Genomic DNA, 16,006 nt, shown 5'->3' with positions numbered 1-16,006 from the left:
ACAAAAAGAAATCCCTCCAAACCAACCAAACCAAAAGGACCGCGCGATTTATTTCGCGCGGTCTTTTTGCGCTGACGGAACAGCAAGAAGCCAACCATAAAAAAAGAGCCCGCGATTACAACCGCGAACTCTCTTACAGTTCCAAGAAAGTCTTACTTGTTTTCTACACAGCGAACGTTGTAGGCACGAGTATCGCCACCCACATGCTGGACTTCGTGAGGTCTATCGCCAGAATAGTTCTTGATACGATAGGAATTGTTGGTTCCGTTATCTTCGTACCAGATATATCCCTGGTCACCTTCATTTCCAAAGCTATTGCCTTCTTCAACGTTCACACGGCCGCCAATGGACCACCATTCATGTTCTACAGCATTATCCAGCGCGAGAACTTCTGCCTCGGTAGGAAGTCTCCATCCAGTGGGGCAGGCGGACAATGCAGCGGCATAGGTATAATACCGGCCATACTTGGCACACATATCAGCACCGTCCTTAGTGGGGCAGAAACTATTGGCCTTGGTTTCGTAATTCAGGTTCTGGGTCATCCAATGAACACCGGCGATAGTCTTCAAGGCGTAGGTCTTGTTGTCTCGCAGGTCAACCATCTGAGTTTCTGTTACGTTGGGCCACACTTCCGCCTCGGAAGAGACTCCAATAACGATGGTTTCCATGCTAGCGCTGGAGGTAACCGCAGCCGCTTCGCACTTTTCGCTCCAGCAGAAAACACCGCTACTAACGTAGGGGGTCTCATAATTGCTGGCAGAAGACAAATACACAGTCTTGTTGACAGTATCTGTTACGGCAGAACCACTAGACTTGACTTCAGCCTGTACCCCAGAATCCTTCTTAGAAGACGATGATGCAGGAGCGTCACCCTGAGGGGCGTTAGAATCGCTGGAAATAGAGCTATCCTGCTCAGCAATTATCACATCAACGTCTGAGATGGTATCGGAACAAGCCGAAATCATGCTCACTACACCCACAAATCCCAATAATGCAGTGATCTTTTTCATAGGCTCAAATATAGTTTACAAAACCATACCTAAACAGCAAAAAGTTTTTTACTATCTTTGTGCTCACTATGACGAACGTTGAAATTTTCGACACCACTTTTGCCATGACCATCCTGGTCATTTTGGCCCTCTGCATCCCCACTGTCCTCTTGGTCGCCAACTGGCTTCTGCATCCGGGCAAAATCAAGGATACCGCCATCAAGGGTACCTCCTATGAATGTGGTATCGCCCATGTATCCGGCACCTCCAGCGAACGCTACCCGGTCAAGTACTACATGGTGGCAATGCTGTTCCTGGTGTTCGACCTCGAAGTTGCATTCCTCTACCCCTGGACCATCCAGTTCCTGGCTGGTGGTTGGGAATTGCTCTTTGTTCTTCTCGCCTTCCTGGTGATTCTCGAAGCCGGTTACTGCTACCTCATGAAGAAGGGCGTGCTGAACTGGACTCGCATTCAGGACTAATTCCTGAATCCACAGATATTCTATCTCAAAAATGGTGGTTGCGACCTTCGGGGCGCAACCACTTTTTCATACCCGACCTTCGGGGCGCAACCACTTTTTCATATCCGACCTTCGGGGCGCAGCCGCATTTTTACTTCCGCCCTGCGGGGCCTATTTTTTGTTTAAACCTCGGGAACTAGAACGCAGACCGGATATAAACAGTCATGCCGAACTTCTCGTAGTCCACCCAGGAAATCTCACCACGGGCGTAAAGCCGTTCCTTCAAGTTAAGGGCCAGCATCCCTCCAAACCCAACAGCCTGATGCCACCGATTCCGTAGAAGTTCGCTAAAGTGGTCACCCACCTTGGCCCCTTCAAAAAAGATATCACCGGCCAGGCGCCAACCTAAATATTTACGCAGTTCCGCCTGTAAAATCAGACTCTGGTTATCGCGAAAAAACAAGCTCTCTACACCGCGAAAGCGTTTCGTTCCATCAGGGCCAGATAGCATGTCAAAGGGAACATCCCCGCTAGCCCTTTGCCAGAGGGCTGCCGTCGCCACGGAGATATTCCAGAACAAGGGCGTGTACCCACGGAGGTCCAGATCCTGAACACCGAAGTCATAATCCCCTAGCCAGTCGCTGTAGAACATCTGCTGCCAGCGAACAAGGAAACCGCTCCGGGTCCAGTTCAAATTGTCGCGGGTGTCGTAACTAAGAATATAGCCGCCCCCATTCCGCCAACCATTATGCAAATCCGGTAAGTCCATATCGGCACAGCGATCCTTGGTGCAGTCATTAAAATCGGTAGACGACCTTTCTGCAATAACCTTCACACCATAATTGAACGACCGGGGCAACCCTATGGAAGACTTCAATTCCGTAGAAAAATGCAGACGTTCTCGATCGAAGCCGATGTACTTGTCGAAGTCCACATCGTTCCCCATGCCGAAGTAACTGCCTACCCAGTTCTGATACCTGAAGTCTACGATACCGCTAATCCTGTCGTGGTACAGATAGAAATAGGGAACCATCAGAAACTGGAACTGCTTTCGGGTAGAACCGTATGCCGTAATATCGATTTCCTGGACCTTACCACCAGGTTCGTTGGGCTTAAAGAACAGAAGCGCCATGGCACCATACTGCAGTTTGGTTTCTTCCGAATAACCTAATATGGGAAGGGCAGAAAATCGCTGAAAATGATCCTCATCATTCTCTAAAGCGAAGGCGGCTGGACCAATACCGCACACCGCAAGGGCCACCACGCTCATAATCTTGCGCAGTAGCTTGCAGTTCTTTTGCGGCACCTTCGGACTCATGGTTCACAATATATATATTAGTGCCGTTATGAACCATATTGCAATTTTTATTGATGCAGAGAACCTGACCAACTGGGTAAGAAACAATGGCGTGCAGTCCTTAATGGACGAACTGCTGCCCCTGGGGCAAATCGTTGTGCGTAAGGCTTACGGCAAGTGGTCTAGCCCCCAGCTGATGCCTCTGCAATCCGCATTGAACGAAAACGGTTTCGAACTTGTCCACACCTTCCATCCTGTCAGCGGAAAGAATTCCACCGACATCAAGATGACCGTAGACACCATGGAAGTGGCCCTGGATTCCCAGGTGCAGTGGATCGTGCTGGCCACCGGCGATTCCGACTTTTCGCCCCTATTCCGCAAACTCCGCGAACAAGGCAAGGAAGTCATCGGCGTCGGTCCCAAGTCCCCTCTAAGCGAGTGCGTCAAGAATTCCTGTTCCCGCTACGTTTACACCGACGACGCCACGGCCGCCCCCGTGGACGAAGATGAAGAAGAAAACGCCAAGGACAGAAGCAGCCTTATCGTGTCCGAAAAGATCGACTCCATGGAAATGCTCCGCGACATCCTGCAGAAGGAAGACGGCCCGCTGCCCCTTGCCGCCGTCAAGCCGAAAATGCTGGGCATCGACAACGCCTTCAACGAAAAGCGTCTGGGATTCAAGAACTTCATGGACTTCGTCAAGTCGGCAGACTTCGTACAAATCAACGACATCGGCGGCGGATCCTTCACCGTTTCTCTCGCCGAGCAGAAAGTCTCTGTGGAAGAAGACGCCCAGATGGTTCTGGCCAAGGCACTCAAGCGCAAGGGCTGGGACATCTTCCCCAAGAACATGCTTAAGAAAATCTACGTGGCCGCCTGCGACCTGAGTTCCTTCGTTCCCATGAGCAAGCAAATGCTGGTAGAAGAAATCGTCGCCATGAACATCCCCGGCACCACAAGCAGTTACATCAACCGCGCCCTGGGAACATTCTTCAAGGCAAAGCTGGTAACCGTCTCCACCAGCGACGATGGCGACAAGCTTTGGACGCTGACCGAAAACAATCAGTACTGGAAGGAAATCGACAAGGCCATGCTGGACCGCCTCCACGTAAGCCTCAAGGAGACCAAGCAGAAGGTTCCCAAGAAGGACGTCATTGCCATGCTTTACGGAAAGTACGCCGAAGGCGAGGCAGAAAAACTCGTTTAGTTTATACTTATTGATATAGATAAATTAAACGTAAATAATTTCCGCATACCTATAAAAAAGAAGGACTCGCTTTCGCGAGCCCTTTCTTATTGCAGTTCCTAATGTCTAAGCCTTAGTCAACCAGACGAGACGGCATCAGGAGGAAGCTATAGTTCAGGTCTTCACCGACCGGTTCGATAATGCAGGCGCCAAGAGGGCTGTTCATCTTGAGGATGACTTCTTCGCTCTTGCACATGCCGAGGATTTCGGAGAAGTAACGACCGTCAAAGCCCATGCTGAAGTTGCCTTCGCCATTGTGAGTAATGGCCAGTGCTTCGCGGCATTCGCCACCAACATCCGGGTCAGTTGCAGAAAGTTCCATGACGTTGCCGTTCATGTGCAGACGGATCTGGTGAGTGCGGGGATTAGCCATGGGGAGAATGCTCTTGACCTTGCCCTGAAGTTCGGCGCAGTTGGCCTGCACGGTACGTTCAAAGTTCTGGGGGATCACATTGCGGTAGTTAGGATACGGTCCTTCGTACAGCTTGGAAATGATCTGGGTAGAACCGGTGCTGAACAGCACATGGGTTTCGGTAGTGCGAATTTCGATGATATCTTCGCTCTTGGCAATGCGCAGGATCTGCTGCAGAACCTTGGGCTGGATAATAATGCCGCTAGCGAGAGTAGCGCCTTCCTGGTCGATGCTTGCACGGCCCATGCGGTGACCGTCGGTAGCGACCATGGAAACCTTGCCATTGTCAGCTTCGAAGAACACGCCATTCAGGTTCATGCGGACAGAATCGTTGGAAGTTGCAAAAGCGGTCTTTTCGACGAGGAATGCAAGTTCGCTTGCAGCGAAGTTCAGGCTGTCGCCTTCCACTTCCGGGAACGGAGGGAAGTCACCAGCGTCAAAACCCATGATAGAAGCCTGACCGCGTTCGCTCCACTTGATGCGAGCCAGATAATCCTGGACATCGATGCTGATGGTTTCGATAGCGGGATCGCTAAGAGCCTTGATCAAGTCAGAGAACTTGCGGGCGTTGATCACGACTTCGCCATCACGTTCGCCGTTCACTTCCAGCTTGGTCCTGACACCAAGGTTCAAGTCGGTTGCGCAAATTTCCAGGATGTTTCCTTCGAGACGAAGAGAATAGTTGTTCAGAATCTGAAGAGTAGACTTGTTGGGAATTGCGGTAATGGCAGTCTGCAGAGCTTCCTGCAGGTCGGACTTCTTAATATCGAACTTCATCTTAGCCTCTCTGGATTAGCATGGTGCCAACAAAGAAGATTACGGCGAGAGCTCCAAGTACAGCAATAATCTTGGGGTCCAGTGCGTTCTTCTTGTTCGGGGTGAACTTCTTGACTTCTTGTTTAGCGTGTCTACGATCGCGACGACTCATGGTATTTCTCCAAATTTTATACGGATAAAAAACTAATTTTTTTACAGACATTGGAAATCATCTTATGAGTAAAATTCCTTTAAATAAGCTTAAAAATTCGGCTATGAACTTCGCCTCTACCGCACTTTTGCGGGTAGAACTGGCAGCCGAGGAATCTAGGCTCAAAAACCGCTTCCAGGCACTGGGTCAGAAACTTCACGGAGCCGTCCGTGACGACCTTCTTTCCGCCATCAAGGACGACCCGTCCGTGGTAGAAATACTCGGCGCCATCGAAGAACATAAGCGCAAAATCAATTCCTTGCGGGAGCGTATCGACGGTGAAAAAACTTGAAATCCATGTATTCCCCAGCAAGACCACCTCGGGTAAGAGCTACAGCGTATCCCTCCTAGGGGCCATACTCTCTGTATTGAGCGTTTGTGCCGCCGTGGCAGGCTTTATCATGTTCTCTCCCGTCCGCATTATGGATAACATAACAAGCGGAAACGTAACGAACGTCTATCGCCAGAATGCAGCTATCGAAAAGGAACTGGTAGCCGTCCGCGCCTCCGTAGACTCTTCCATCCTCAAGGCCGAAGAAACAAGGCTTCTCCGCGACAGCACCCTGAAAATGGGAGGTCTGGGATTCACCCTGGAAACCGCCAGCGACGAAGAACGCGCCGCCCGCAAGCGCAAGAGCCTGATGGAACTGGAAACCACTTTCCGCAAATTGCTGAACGCCCTGGAAAACGATTCCGCCCTGGCCGCCAAGCTGCCCGTACTTCACCCCATGAAGGGTGAACACGCCGTCAAGAAACGCTTTGAAATGGCCTACGATCCCTTTACCGACAGACAACTGCCCCATCGCGGCATCGACTACGTGGCCGTCGAAGGGGACACCGTCTATGCGACAGGTGCAGGTGCCGTCATGGAAGTCCGCAACCATCGCGGTTTTGGCCTGTCCATGAAAATCGAGCATGTGAAGGGCGTCCGTTCCTTCTACGCCCACCTAGGGAAATCCCTTGTCCCCCAGGGAAGCTTTGTAAAACGCGGTCAACCCATCGCCCTCATCGGCGAAAGCGGTCGCGAAACGAGCCTCGGCCTGCACTACGAAATCCGACTGTCGGGCAACTCCATCAACCCCGAAAGTTTCTTCATCACCAAATAGGTGGACAGGAACGAGGTCAATATGGCAAATTCCGCTTTTGAACAGAACATCATCGCCATGGTATGGGACTGCGACAAGACGCTCATCAGCTCTTACATGCAGGAACCCCTATTCCGTCATTTCAACGTTGACGGCGCCAAGTTCTGGCAAGAAGTGAACGCCCTAAAAAGCCACTACGCCGCCCAGGGAATTTCCGTCAATTCCGACACCAGCTACCTGAACCACATCTTGACCTATGTGAAGGCGGGGCTGTTCAAGGGACTTTCCAACAAGATGCTCCGTAGCTTCGGCAAGGAACTTGCCTTTTACCCGGGCCTTCCCAATTTTTTCGGCGAAATCAAGAAGCTGATTGAAGAAGATCCGAAATACAAGGCCTTCGACATCCGTCTGGAACATTACGTGGTCAGTACCGGTTTTGCCGAAACGATCCGTGGCAGCGCCATCGCCCCCTTTGTAGATGGAATTTTTGGATGTGAATTCATCGAAGAAGTACTGCAACCCGGTTTTCTGGATGCAAAGGACGCAGCAGGGAACGTCCCTAACGCAAACGAAGTATCCGCAAACGAAATTTCCCAGATCGCCTGCGCCCTGGACAACACTTCCAAGACCCGCTACATCTTCGAAATCAACAAGGGCAGCAACAAGTACCCCGAAACCATCGACGTCAACTCCTCTATCGCACGAGAAGTGCGCCGCGTTCCCTTCCAGAACATGGTATACATCGCCGACGGTCCCAGTGACGTTCCCGCCTTCAGCATCCTGAACAACAATGGCGGAAGCACCTTTGCCGTTTACCCCAAGGGCGACGTAAAGGGCATGCGCCAGGTGGACGCACTCCGCCGCGATGGCCGTGTGCAGATGTACGGCGAAGCGGACTACAGTGAAGCAACGACTTCATGGCTGTGGCTTACGGAAAAGGCCCGCGCCATCGCCGACAAGATCGTCGAAATAAAGCAGGCTGCCATCAAGAACAGCGCCGGCTCGCCACCCACCCATCTTCAATAAAAAAAGCGGGCTCAGTCCCGCCTTTCTTACATCATCCAGATTTGCTGTTCCGCCAACAGGGCAATGGCCATAGGCAACATGCCGTTTGTCGCAAACTTGTCCTTGACCTTCCTGCGGAACATGTTGACCGTAAAAAGCAAGGCCGCCGCAAGAACGATGACAGATACGTAGGACGCCTTCTCATCGTAAAACTGGCAGACGACACCAAGATAGACGTCAAGACAGATTCCCAGAACAGCCTTCCCCATCAGGAAAAAGGCGACTCCAAGATGGAACTTCTTCTTCTTGGCCATGGTAAAACGCCGGGCGATCTTGTACCCGATACCAAAGCAGAAAAACGGAAGAATATCCATGGTAAAGGTGATTCCGCATTCGGTAACATCAAACGAACCATCAAGAATTTTATGGGCGACGTCCTGCACTCTCGAAACAACGAATACGGCCATGAGAGAAATCCAGAAAAGCTTGCGGATGAAAAGCTTTACCGGCGATTCCCTATTTGCAGAATCTTCCCTTGCCGCCTTGACGGGCTTTACCTTTACTTTCTTTTTTTTGTTAGACTTGTTCGTCTGAATTTCCGCCTCTAACTCATGGATCCGTTCCATTACGATCTTGACTCGTTCGTCAGAGGAATCCTTCTTGACGACACCCAAAACTTCGTACAGTTCACCCAACGGCAAATTGTGAATCTTGCCGGCATAATCTTTTAGGTAAAGTTCGTCTTTTAAGTTGATCTGGTCAGACATAGATTTTTCTTCTTCCTGGAGACGAAAGATATTAAAATCTAGAAGACGAGAATCCCGATCTCACTCAGAAAACGGTTCAAGCAGAAGAGACCGAAGCCTAGAAGGAAAATCTGGATGATGATGAACGGTATGGGGTGCTCCCTGAAATGGTATTCACTGCCCTGGTGGGAAATGTTGCCGCGGACAATATTGCTGATAAACCAGGCGAAGAAAATGATGGTGAGGAGCAGGGCCATGCAGGGCAATCTACTAAATTATTGGCTTAGTTGGAGCCGAATAGTTCATCGTACTCTTTGTTGGTGTAGATGATGCCGTCCTTTTCCTTGTAACGGTATGCGGGGAGGGAATCGCCGTTGTCGCACTTGAAAATGGGATCGTAACGGCTCGGTGTATTGCAGACGATGGGAACGATGCCGTACAGAGGGGCGTTTTCATCAGTGGATGCGTAGCTTTTGGAGGCGTTTTCGCATGGAGACGGAACGTATACGGTGCTGTCCTTGCAGTGTACCGAGGGATCGGAATAGAGCACGTAGGGATATTCGCTATTGACGCTGGAAGAGGATTCTCCCATGCCGGAGGAAGACTCTGCGCAGTTACCTTCGGTGCAATCACCGGTTATGCTGCTGGAGCTGATGTCATAAGTGGGGGCGACGCCGTAGAGTGCGATGACAGCACCGGCGACACATTCTTCATTTTGCTCGTTTGTGCAGACGTTTTCGCCACCTTGGATGTATTCCGCCTCGGTGCCGCTATCGTTACAGCCGGCCCAAAAACTTGCCGCAATGCCTAAGGTGATTTTTCCCCAATGTTTCCTGATGGACATAGAGCCTCCTGGTTTCCCAAATTCCTTACGGTTAGAATATAGACTTTGGCGAAACTTTTTTGATGCGCTGGCTGAAAAATATGTTGTACAATTTGTCAACGGTTGGGGGCGTTGCGGGGGCGTGCCCCCGCAGAGGGGGTAGCAAAAGACCTTAAAAAGGGCTTGTGCGAGGGGGAGGCTTCCCCCGCATAAAAATCATATTATATATTTATGGTCCCCAGGTCTCGCGTTGGCAGGCAGTCGGTACTTTCCGTCAAGAAGCGCGCGGGGCTCGGACAGGGCCCATACTTTTGGACCGGTCTTGGGGCCAAAATCTATTATCGTGTCTATCAAGTTTTGTCGAACTTTTAGGAGTTTTAATGGCAAATAAGTGTAAGCGCGGGATTTTGATTAGCAAGACGCCTTATGAAAAGCGTATCGCTATCATGGAAGACGGTGAACTCGTCGAATTGGTAGTGGAAGGCGTTTCTTCTAATCGAGTTCTGGGCAATATTTATAAGGGCGTGGTCCAGAAGGTGCTTCCGGCACTGAAGGCTGCGTTCATTGACATCGGCCTGGAGAAGGCCGGCTTCCTCCATCAGGAAGACGCCGTCGATCGCAACGAACTGCTTCGTCGCGAATACGGTGACGATGATGACGAAGGCGGTTCCTCCAAGGAAGTGCCTATTGATGAAATCCTCCACGAAGGCCAGGAAATCATGGTCCAGGTGGTTAAGGAACCCATCAGCACCAAGGGTGCCCGTCTGACCACCCATCTCAGCTTTGCCGGCCGTTTCCTGGTCTGCATGCCGGGTACCAACTTTATCGGTGTGTCCAAGCGTGAACGTGATCCGGCCAAGCGCCGCGAATTCAAGAAGGTGGTCCGCCGCCTGAAGGGTCGCGATGTGGGCTATATCGTACGTACCAACGGCTTGAACGAATCCGAATTCGAAATCAACAAGCAGATGCGTGAACTGGAAAGCAAGTGGGAACAGACGAAGTACAACTTCGAAAACCAGCCTGCCGAAACCTGCATCTACGAAGAATCTGATTCCATCGAACAGACCGTCCGCGAATACTTTGGCGATAACACCGACTACGTGTATATCGACAACCGCGACGAATACTTCGCCCTCCGCGACTACCTGAAGGTTCTGTCTCCGGACAAACTGGACAAGGTGAAGCTGTGGAGCAGCAACGAAAGCCTGTTCGAATACTTCAAGATCGAAAACGACTATGCACGCTCTCTCCAGCGCCAGGTCCCGCTGCCCCGCGGTGGCAACCTGGTCATCGAGCAGACCGAAGCACTGGTGTCCATCGACGTGAATACCGGTCCCAAGGTCCACGGCAAGGACCAGGGTAAGATTATCCTGGAAACCAACATCGATGCTTGCCACGAAATTGCAAAGCAGCTCCGTCTCCGCGACGTGGGCGGCCTGATCATTATCGACTTCATCGATATGGAAACCGAAGCCGACAACGAGACCGTCTACCAGGAATTCCGCAAGGCAATCCGTCGCGACAAGGCTCCCATCACCCCCGCCCCCATTAGCCAGTTCGGCCTGATGGAAGTGACCCGTAAGCGCGTCCGCGTGAACCTGATGACCGAAAAGACTCAGGTATGCCCGGTCTGCTGCGGTGGTGGCCGTATCGCTACCCTGGAAAGCACTCTCGGCATGATTGACCGTTGGATGGCTCGCGCCAAGGCCAAGGGCAAGCTCCGCGAAGTGACCCTGGTGGTCAGCCCCTTCGTTATCGACGTGATGTGCAAGGACCTGAACCGCATGTACAACTATCTGGAGTACAAGCACGGCATGAAGATCAACCTGGTGGAAGACGAACATGCCCACATCAACCAGTTCTGGATGTACGACAAGAACAACGAAGATATTACAGACCTGTACAACTTCGCTTAATTTGTCTAAAACAATCTAACGAAATAGAAAGGGCCTCGGATTCATCCGAGGTCCTTTTTAACGTACCCGCCAGGAGCCTGTTTTGTCGGAACCCTCGCGGTAAACAACACCCATTTGCTGTAATTTAGACATTTCCCGTTCTACAGTTCTCGACGAAACTTTCAACTTCTTGGCAATCTGCTCAACAGTCAGCGTTTTTTCTCGCAGATAATCCAAAATTTTGTTCTGTCGGATAGAAAGTTCCACACTTGCGGCATCATCCCCCTTTTCTTTAAGGGATTCTGCAATGTTTTTAAGCAAATCCAGGATTCCCTGCAAAAGGAACTCCACAAAGGGGCCCGCCTCGCCTGCCTTTATGGCCTTCACAAAGGCAAAATAGTAGCGACGCTGCTGATCTTCGTCCCAATGTTCCCGGGACAGGTTCGAAAGAACGGGACTCAGCTTCTTCAGGAGCAACGATTGCCAGAGCAATCCCATGCGGCCATTGCCATCCTTGAAGGGGCGGATGTAATCCAGGGCGTAATGGAAAATGCAGGCCCTGATCAGCAGGTGGTCCTCGCTTTTCTGGAGCCACTGGAAAAGTTCCTGCATCATGTAAGGCACTTCGCTTGCAGGGGGCGCCAGGTGGATACACATCTTGCCGTTGAAAACGCAGCCGTTCCCCGTCCTGAAAGATCCCCCGTCAGGCTGGTTCGCCCCCGCCAAGTCGGCATGGGCCCGCAAAAAATCCGACAGCGAAAACACGTCGTAATCCCCCTGAAAGGGTTCATCGCAGAGGTCTCTACCGACACCGCAGCCAAAGCCGCGATGCCCCTGACGGCCTTCCAGCCAGGCCTCGCATCGGGTCGCCAAAACGGAAATCTCGATAGCCAGATTCACAATCTCCATGCTCAACTTTAAGGACGGACGATACATAAATTACCCCGACATATACATAGACAAATACAACGTCATATAGACCGACAGGAATAATATACATCACTTGATATTGCTAGTCAAGAGGGGAATGAGCGGTGAGGCATGAGATATGAGGGATGAGGGATGAGATACGAAAAAGAAAAAACCGCGTTGTCGCAGAAGGACATCGCGGATTTTTCAAAAATCAAGATACTGGTTTCAGATATGAGACTTCGCTATTCGCTCATATCTTGTATCTGATATCTAAACTAGACCTGTGCCAGAGCCTGTTCCAAGTCGGCGATGATATCGTTCACGTTTTCGATACCCACGCTGAAGCGGATCAGGTCAGGTGCAACGCCTGCTTCGATGAGCTGTTCATCGGAAAGCTGACGATGAGTGTGGCTTGCCGGGTGCAGCACGCAGCTACGGGCGTCGGCCACATGGGTCACGATGCAGATCAGCTTCAGGGCATCCATGAACTGGATGGACTTGTCGCGGCCACCCTTGATACCGAAGGTGAGCACGCCGCAGGGCAGGCCGCCCTTGAACTGCTTCTGGGCCAGGGCGTAGGAAGCATTGTCTTCGAGACCGGCGTAGTCCACCCAAGCGACCTTCGGATGGTTCTTCAGGTACTTGGCGCAGGCCAGAGCGTTTTCGCAGTGACGGGGCATACGGAGGAACAGAGTTTCCAGGCCCACATTCAGGAGGAAAGCATTCTGGGGAGACTGGATGGAACCCAGGTCGCGCATGAGCTGCACGGTAGCCTTGGTGATGTAGCAGAGCTTGCCGAAGGACTTGGTGTAAGTCAGGCCGTGGTAAGACGGATCCGGTTCGGTGAGGCCCTTGAACTTGTCGTGCTGGGCTTCCCAGTCGAAGTTACCGCTGTCAACCACAACACCACCCACAGCCATGGCATGACCGTCCATGTACTTGGTGGTAGAGTGGGTCACGATGTCTGCGCCGAATTCGAAGGGGCGGCAGAGAATCGGGGTGGGGAAAGTGTTGTCGATGATCAGAGGCACGCCGTGCTTGTGAGCCAAGTTGGCGAAGCGCTGCAGGTCAAGAATCTTGCCGGCGGGGTTAGCCACAGTTTCACCGAAGACGCACTTGGTGTTGGGGCGGAAAGCCTTCTCGATTTCTTCGTCGGAAGCATCCTGGTCGATGAAGGTGCATTCGATGCCCAGCTTCTTCATGGTAACGCAGAAGAGGTTGCTGGTACCGCCGTAGATTGCGGAAGTAGAAATGAAGTGGTCACCGGCTTCGCAGATGTTGAACACGGCGTAGAAGTTTGCAGCCTGACCGGAAGAGGTGAGCATGGCACCTACGCCACCTTCCAGCTGAGCGATCTTGGAGGCAACAGCGTCGTTGGTGGGGTTCTGGAGACGGGTGTAGAAGTAGCCGGATTCCTTCAGGTCGAACAAGTCAGCCATCTGGGCGGAAGTGTCGTACTTGAAAGTGGTGCTCTGGTAGATGGGGAGCACGCGGGGTTCGCCCTTCTTGGGGGTCCAACCGGCCTGAACACACAATGTTTCGAGATTTGCCATATTTTCCTCTTTATGTTAAATGCACTAATCGCTTCGGCCACCTGCCGTGCAATCTGATGCACGCGGGGTTAAACCGCAGATTGATGCTCCAAATATAGCTAGTTCCTATAGCCAACACAATATAAACACCCGCCATATAAAACAATCCTGCAAGATCTTCCCCCTGCTATAAGGTTTTAATTATAAGCGGCAATAAATAAAAACTATAACATTTAACATTCTCTTTAAAATTTGCGTTTCCCGTATGCTTATCAAACCAAAAACAGAATTTCTATCTTTGAAGTCATGATTTGGCACCTACTCGCAATTGTCACCATGATTTTCTGGGGTACCAGCTTCGTCAGCACCAAGGTTCTGATCGAGCACGGCTTTTCCCCCATCCAGATTTTCTTTATACGATTTGCGACAACCTACCTGATGCTTTTGATCGCCAACCACAAGAAGTTCTTTTCTGACTGCTGGAAAGATGAGCTCAAATTTTTATTGGGAGGTTTTACCGGCTGCACCACTTACTTCTGGGCAGAAAACACCGCACTGTCGCTTTCACCAAGCAGCAACGTGTCGCTGATCGTGTGTACCAACCCCCTGATGATCATGATTGTTGGCGGCCTGCTCTACAAGGCGGAGCGTCTGAACCGGCGCCAGATTTTTGGAAGTATCGTCACCTTCCTGGGTGCCGCGCTGGTGGTTCTGAACGGGAAATTCATCCTGAAGCTTTCACCTGTCGGCGACCTGTTGGCATTCGGTGCCGCCGTGTCCTGGGTATTCTACGCCTTCAGCACCCAGAAGACCCGCGAAAAGTACAGCACCAGTTTCGCCATTCGAAAGATTTTCTTTTACGGGGTACTTACGTCCCTGCCGCTGATGATTCTTGACGGCATAGGAATCCCGGGTTCAACCCTATTCGGGCAAACTCACAACATCCCATGGGAGGCGTTCCGGGAACCCGTGGTCATCGGAAACTTTTTATGCCTCTGCATTTTCAGCAACCTGTTCGGCTACCTGATATGGAACAAGGTGATGATGAAACTGGGGACGGTTCTCGCCAGCAACTACATTTTCGCCATTCCCCTCATTACCATGATCACGGCGGTCATTACCATCGGGGAATACATTTCTCCCGTGGCAATCGCAGGGGCGGTCGCCATTATAACTGGGATGATTTTAGCGGAATATAAACGCTAACCTTCCAGGAACTTCTTGAGAGCGGGAATCAAGCGCTCGCCATCCCGCAGGCCCATCTTGTAAAGTTCCTTCAGCTTTTCGGTATCCTTTTCGATACGGCTGATCTGGAACGGTTCGCTGGGGCGGAACACAAAGGACTTGCCTTCACCTTCCCACTGCTTTAAGGTGGCCAGCGCCTGGTTGTAGCGGATATGGCGAGTAGCAGCCGCGGCAACGAACTTCGGATACTTGCGGTACATCAGCTTGAACAGCGGGATCATGGAATTGGGCTTCTTGACATAACCTTCCTGTTGAGTCAAGATGACCACCTGCTTCTTGAAACCCTTGCTATCCATGAACTGGAAGGGGATGCTGTCGGCAATGCCGCCATCCAGAAGTTTTTTACCGCGGAGTTCCACAATCTTACTGACCAGCGGCAAGGATGCCGAAGCGCGAACACATTCAAGACCGTCGCCCTTGTCCACATCCTGGGTCAGAAGGTATTCGCCTTCGCCCGTTTCCAGGTTCGTGCAGACAGAATAAAAATCGGAAATATGGGCATTCTCTTCGAACTTGGCATAGTCAAAGATGTCAATCTCGCGGGGAATGGTAACGTAGCAGAACTCTCTCGGGAAAAAGTCTTCGCCCTTCAACAGATACTTGAAACCGCTATACCGCGGATCCTTGGAATGGACCGTATCGATGCGCATATTGCGTTCGCGCTGTTCCGACAGAAAACTGCAGATATGGGTGGCGCCGGCAGAGGTTCCTGCATAACCGCCAAACTTAATCCCGTGATCCAACAGAATATCCAACACGCCGCCAGAATAGGCGCCACGCATGCCGCCACCTTCAAGAACCAGAGCTACATCCTTAAACATTGCCATATAATCGTTCCTTCAGTATGTTAAAACACCAAGTTGCTTTCCAGCCAGGCATAATCCTTGGGATGGTCTACGAACTTTTCGGGATTCAGCTTATGCTTCGCAAAAAATTCTTCGCGGGTCATCCATACAAAATCGTCCACTTCGCCAGGCTGGGGAACAAGGCTAGCGGCCTCTTCATCAGACAGGACAATCTTGTAGGTGTCGTAATATTCATTGTCCAGATAGGAGCCACCGTTCAGCACGCTCTCATGTCCAGACTCGAAAAGGTACTCCAGTTCTTCGGCGGTTTTCGTAACGCCCAACTCTTCCCGCAATTCACGGACAGCGGCATTACGGCTACTATCGCCCGCAGAAATATGGCCTGCGCAACTGGTATCCAGAAGCCCCGGATTGTTTTCCTTTACAGCGGCGCGCAGCTGAAACAGAATACGGCCGCTCTTGTCAAAAGCCCAGATATGCACCGTTCTGTGCCAAAGGCCCTTCTCGTGTACTTCAGTACGGCCACGGGAATAGCCAGCGAAAGTTCCATCCGGATTCAACACATCAATCTGTTCTTCAGTCATT

At 51.4% G+C, this 16,006-nt stretch carries 18 protein-coding genes; 7 read left to right on the top strand and 11 right to left on the bottom strand.

Annotated elements, in window-relative coordinates:
* Positions 1 to 152: 152 nt before the first annotated feature.
* Positions 153 to 1,010, bottom strand: coding sequence for an FISUMP domain-containing protein (locus B7992_RS17170; protein ID WP_254917666.1), 858 nt, complete (start codon positions 1,008 to 1,010; stop codon positions 153 to 155).
* Between the two features lie 68 nt (positions 1,011 to 1,078).
* Here B7992_RS17170 and B7992_RS09305 point away from each other — a divergent pair, with 68 nt between their 5' ends.
* Entirely contained in the window at positions 1,079 to 1,471 is a 393-nt protein-coding gene (locus B7992_RS09305) for an NADH-quinone oxidoreductase subunit A (protein WP_073161165.1), read from the top strand.
* Between the two features lie 175 nt (positions 1,472 to 1,646).
* Here B7992_RS09305 and B7992_RS09300 read toward each other — a convergent pair whose 3' ends face one another.
* On the bottom strand, positions 1,647 to 2,768 hold the full coding sequence (locus B7992_RS09300) for a BamA/TamA family outer membrane protein (RefSeq protein ID WP_088666116.1): 1,122 nt from the start codon (positions 2,766 to 2,768) through the stop codon (positions 1,647 to 1,649).
* Between the two features lie 28 nt (positions 2,769 to 2,796).
* Here B7992_RS09300 and B7992_RS09295 point away from each other — a divergent pair, with 28 nt between their 5' ends.
* On the top strand, positions 2,797 to 3,954 hold the full coding sequence (locus B7992_RS09295) for an NYN domain-containing protein (RefSeq protein ID WP_073161167.1): 1,158 nt from the start codon (positions 2,797 to 2,799) through the stop codon (positions 3,952 to 3,954).
* 112 nt (positions 3,955 to 4,066) lie between these two features.
* Here B7992_RS09295 and dnaN read toward each other — a convergent pair whose 3' ends face one another.
* The gene (gene dnaN / locus B7992_RS09290; RefSeq protein WP_073161168.1) at positions 4,067 to 5,182 is read right to left on the bottom strand and encodes a DNA polymerase III subunit beta; all 1,116 of its coding nucleotides are present in this window, start codon (positions 5,180 to 5,182) and stop codon (positions 4,067 to 4,069) included.
* A gap of 1 nt (position 5,183) precedes the next feature.
* Positions 5,184 to 5,333 carry a hypothetical protein gene (locus B7992_RS16650; RefSeq protein ID WP_158236529.1) on the bottom strand — a complete coding sequence of 50 codons (150 nt, stop codon included), beginning with the start codon at positions 5,331 to 5,333 and terminating at the stop codon, positions 5,184 to 5,186.
* Between the two features lie 64 nt (positions 5,334 to 5,397).
* Here B7992_RS16650 and B7992_RS09280 point away from each other — a divergent pair, with 64 nt between their 5' ends.
* From B7992_RS09280 to B7992_RS09270, 3 genes are read left to right on the top strand one after another with little or no spacing between them, the layout of a single operon-like run.
* Positions 5,398 to 5,664, top strand: a complete 267-nt coding sequence (locus B7992_RS09280; RefSeq protein ID WP_139258452.1) for a hypothetical protein — start codon at positions 5,398 to 5,400, stop codon at positions 5,662 to 5,664.
* Positions 5,651 to 6,478: a M23 family metallopeptidase gene (locus tag B7992_RS09275; RefSeq protein ID WP_088666115.1), complete on the top strand. Its 828-nt coding sequence runs from the start codon at positions 5,651 to 5,653 to the stop codon at positions 6,476 to 6,478. Before B7992_RS09280 ends, B7992_RS09275 begins: the two co-directional genes overlap by 14 nt.
* Before the next feature lie 21 nt (positions 6,479 to 6,499).
* Entirely contained in the window at positions 6,500 to 7,483 is a 984-nt protein-coding gene (locus B7992_RS09270) for an HAD family hydrolase (protein WP_088666114.1), read from the top strand.
* A gap of 26 nt (positions 7,484 to 7,509) precedes the next feature.
* Here B7992_RS09270 and B7992_RS09265 read toward each other — a convergent pair whose 3' ends face one another.
* The 3 genes from B7992_RS09265 to B7992_RS09255 are packed head-to-tail and all read right to left on the bottom strand — an operon-like array spanning position 7,510 to position 9,052.
* Positions 7,510 to 8,229: a hypothetical protein gene (locus B7992_RS09265; RefSeq protein WP_088666113.1), complete on the bottom strand. Its 720-nt coding sequence runs from the start codon at positions 8,227 to 8,229 to the stop codon at positions 7,510 to 7,512.
* 38 nt (positions 8,230 to 8,267) lie between these two features.
* The gene (locus tag B7992_RS09260; RefSeq protein WP_088666112.1) at positions 8,268 to 8,465 is read right to left on the bottom strand and encodes a hypothetical protein; all 198 of its coding nucleotides are present in this window, start codon (positions 8,463 to 8,465) and stop codon (positions 8,268 to 8,270) included.
* A gap of 26 nt (positions 8,466 to 8,491) precedes the next feature.
* Positions 8,492 to 9,052 (bottom strand): hypothetical protein, encoded by a 561-nt coding sequence (locus B7992_RS09255; RefSeq protein ID WP_088666111.1) that lies wholly within the window; start codon positions 9,050 to 9,052, stop codon positions 8,492 to 8,494.
* Positions 9,053 to 9,411: 359 nt separating this feature from the next.
* On the opposite strand from B7992_RS09255, the gene B7992_RS09250 reads away from it, so the two are divergent.
* Complete coding sequence (locus B7992_RS09250; RefSeq protein WP_073161176.1) at positions 9,412 to 10,947, top strand: Rne/Rng family ribonuclease; 1,536 nt, start codon at positions 9,412 to 9,414, stop codon at positions 10,945 to 10,947.
* Positions 10,948 to 11,004: 57 nt separating this feature from the next.
* Here the strand turns inward: B7992_RS09250 and B7992_RS09245 are convergent, their stop codons facing one another.
* Positions 11,005 to 11,835: a Fic family protein gene (locus tag B7992_RS09245; protein ID WP_176421899.1), complete on the bottom strand. Its 831-nt coding sequence runs from the start codon at positions 11,833 to 11,835 to the stop codon at positions 11,005 to 11,007.
* 278 nt (positions 11,836 to 12,113) lie between these two features.
* Positions 12,114 to 13,391 (bottom strand): O-acetylhomoserine aminocarboxypropyltransferase/cysteine synthase family protein, encoded by a 1,278-nt coding sequence (locus B7992_RS09240; protein WP_088666109.1) that lies wholly within the window; start codon positions 13,389 to 13,391, stop codon positions 12,114 to 12,116.
* A 285-nt stretch (positions 13,392 to 13,676) separates the two neighbouring features.
* Here B7992_RS09240 and B7992_RS09235 point away from each other — a divergent pair, with 285 nt between their 5' ends.
* Positions 13,677 to 14,576, top strand: coding sequence for a DMT family transporter (locus B7992_RS09235; RefSeq protein WP_088666126.1), 900 nt, complete (start codon positions 13,677 to 13,679; stop codon positions 14,574 to 14,576).
* Here the strand turns inward: B7992_RS09235 and B7992_RS09230 are convergent.
* On the bottom strand, positions 14,573 to 15,442 hold the full coding sequence (locus B7992_RS09230) for a patatin family protein (protein ID WP_249269400.1): 870 nt from the start codon (positions 15,440 to 15,442) through the stop codon (positions 14,573 to 14,575). The genes B7992_RS09235 and B7992_RS09230 overlap by 4 nt on opposite strands.
* Positions 15,443 to 15,462: 20 nt before the next feature.
* Positions 15,463 to 16,005 (bottom strand): NUDIX domain-containing protein, encoded by a 543-nt coding sequence (locus B7992_RS09225; RefSeq protein WP_073237463.1) that lies wholly within the window; start codon positions 16,003 to 16,005, stop codon positions 15,463 to 15,465.
* Position 16,006: the final 1 nt, after the last annotated feature.

The sequence above is a fragment of the Fibrobacter sp. UWH1 genome, from assembly GCF_002210365.1.
Classification (GTDB): Bacteria; Fibrobacterota; Fibrobacteria; order Fibrobacterales; family Fibrobacteraceae; genus Fibrobacter.
This window is presented reverse-complemented; position numbering and strand designations above follow the sequence as displayed.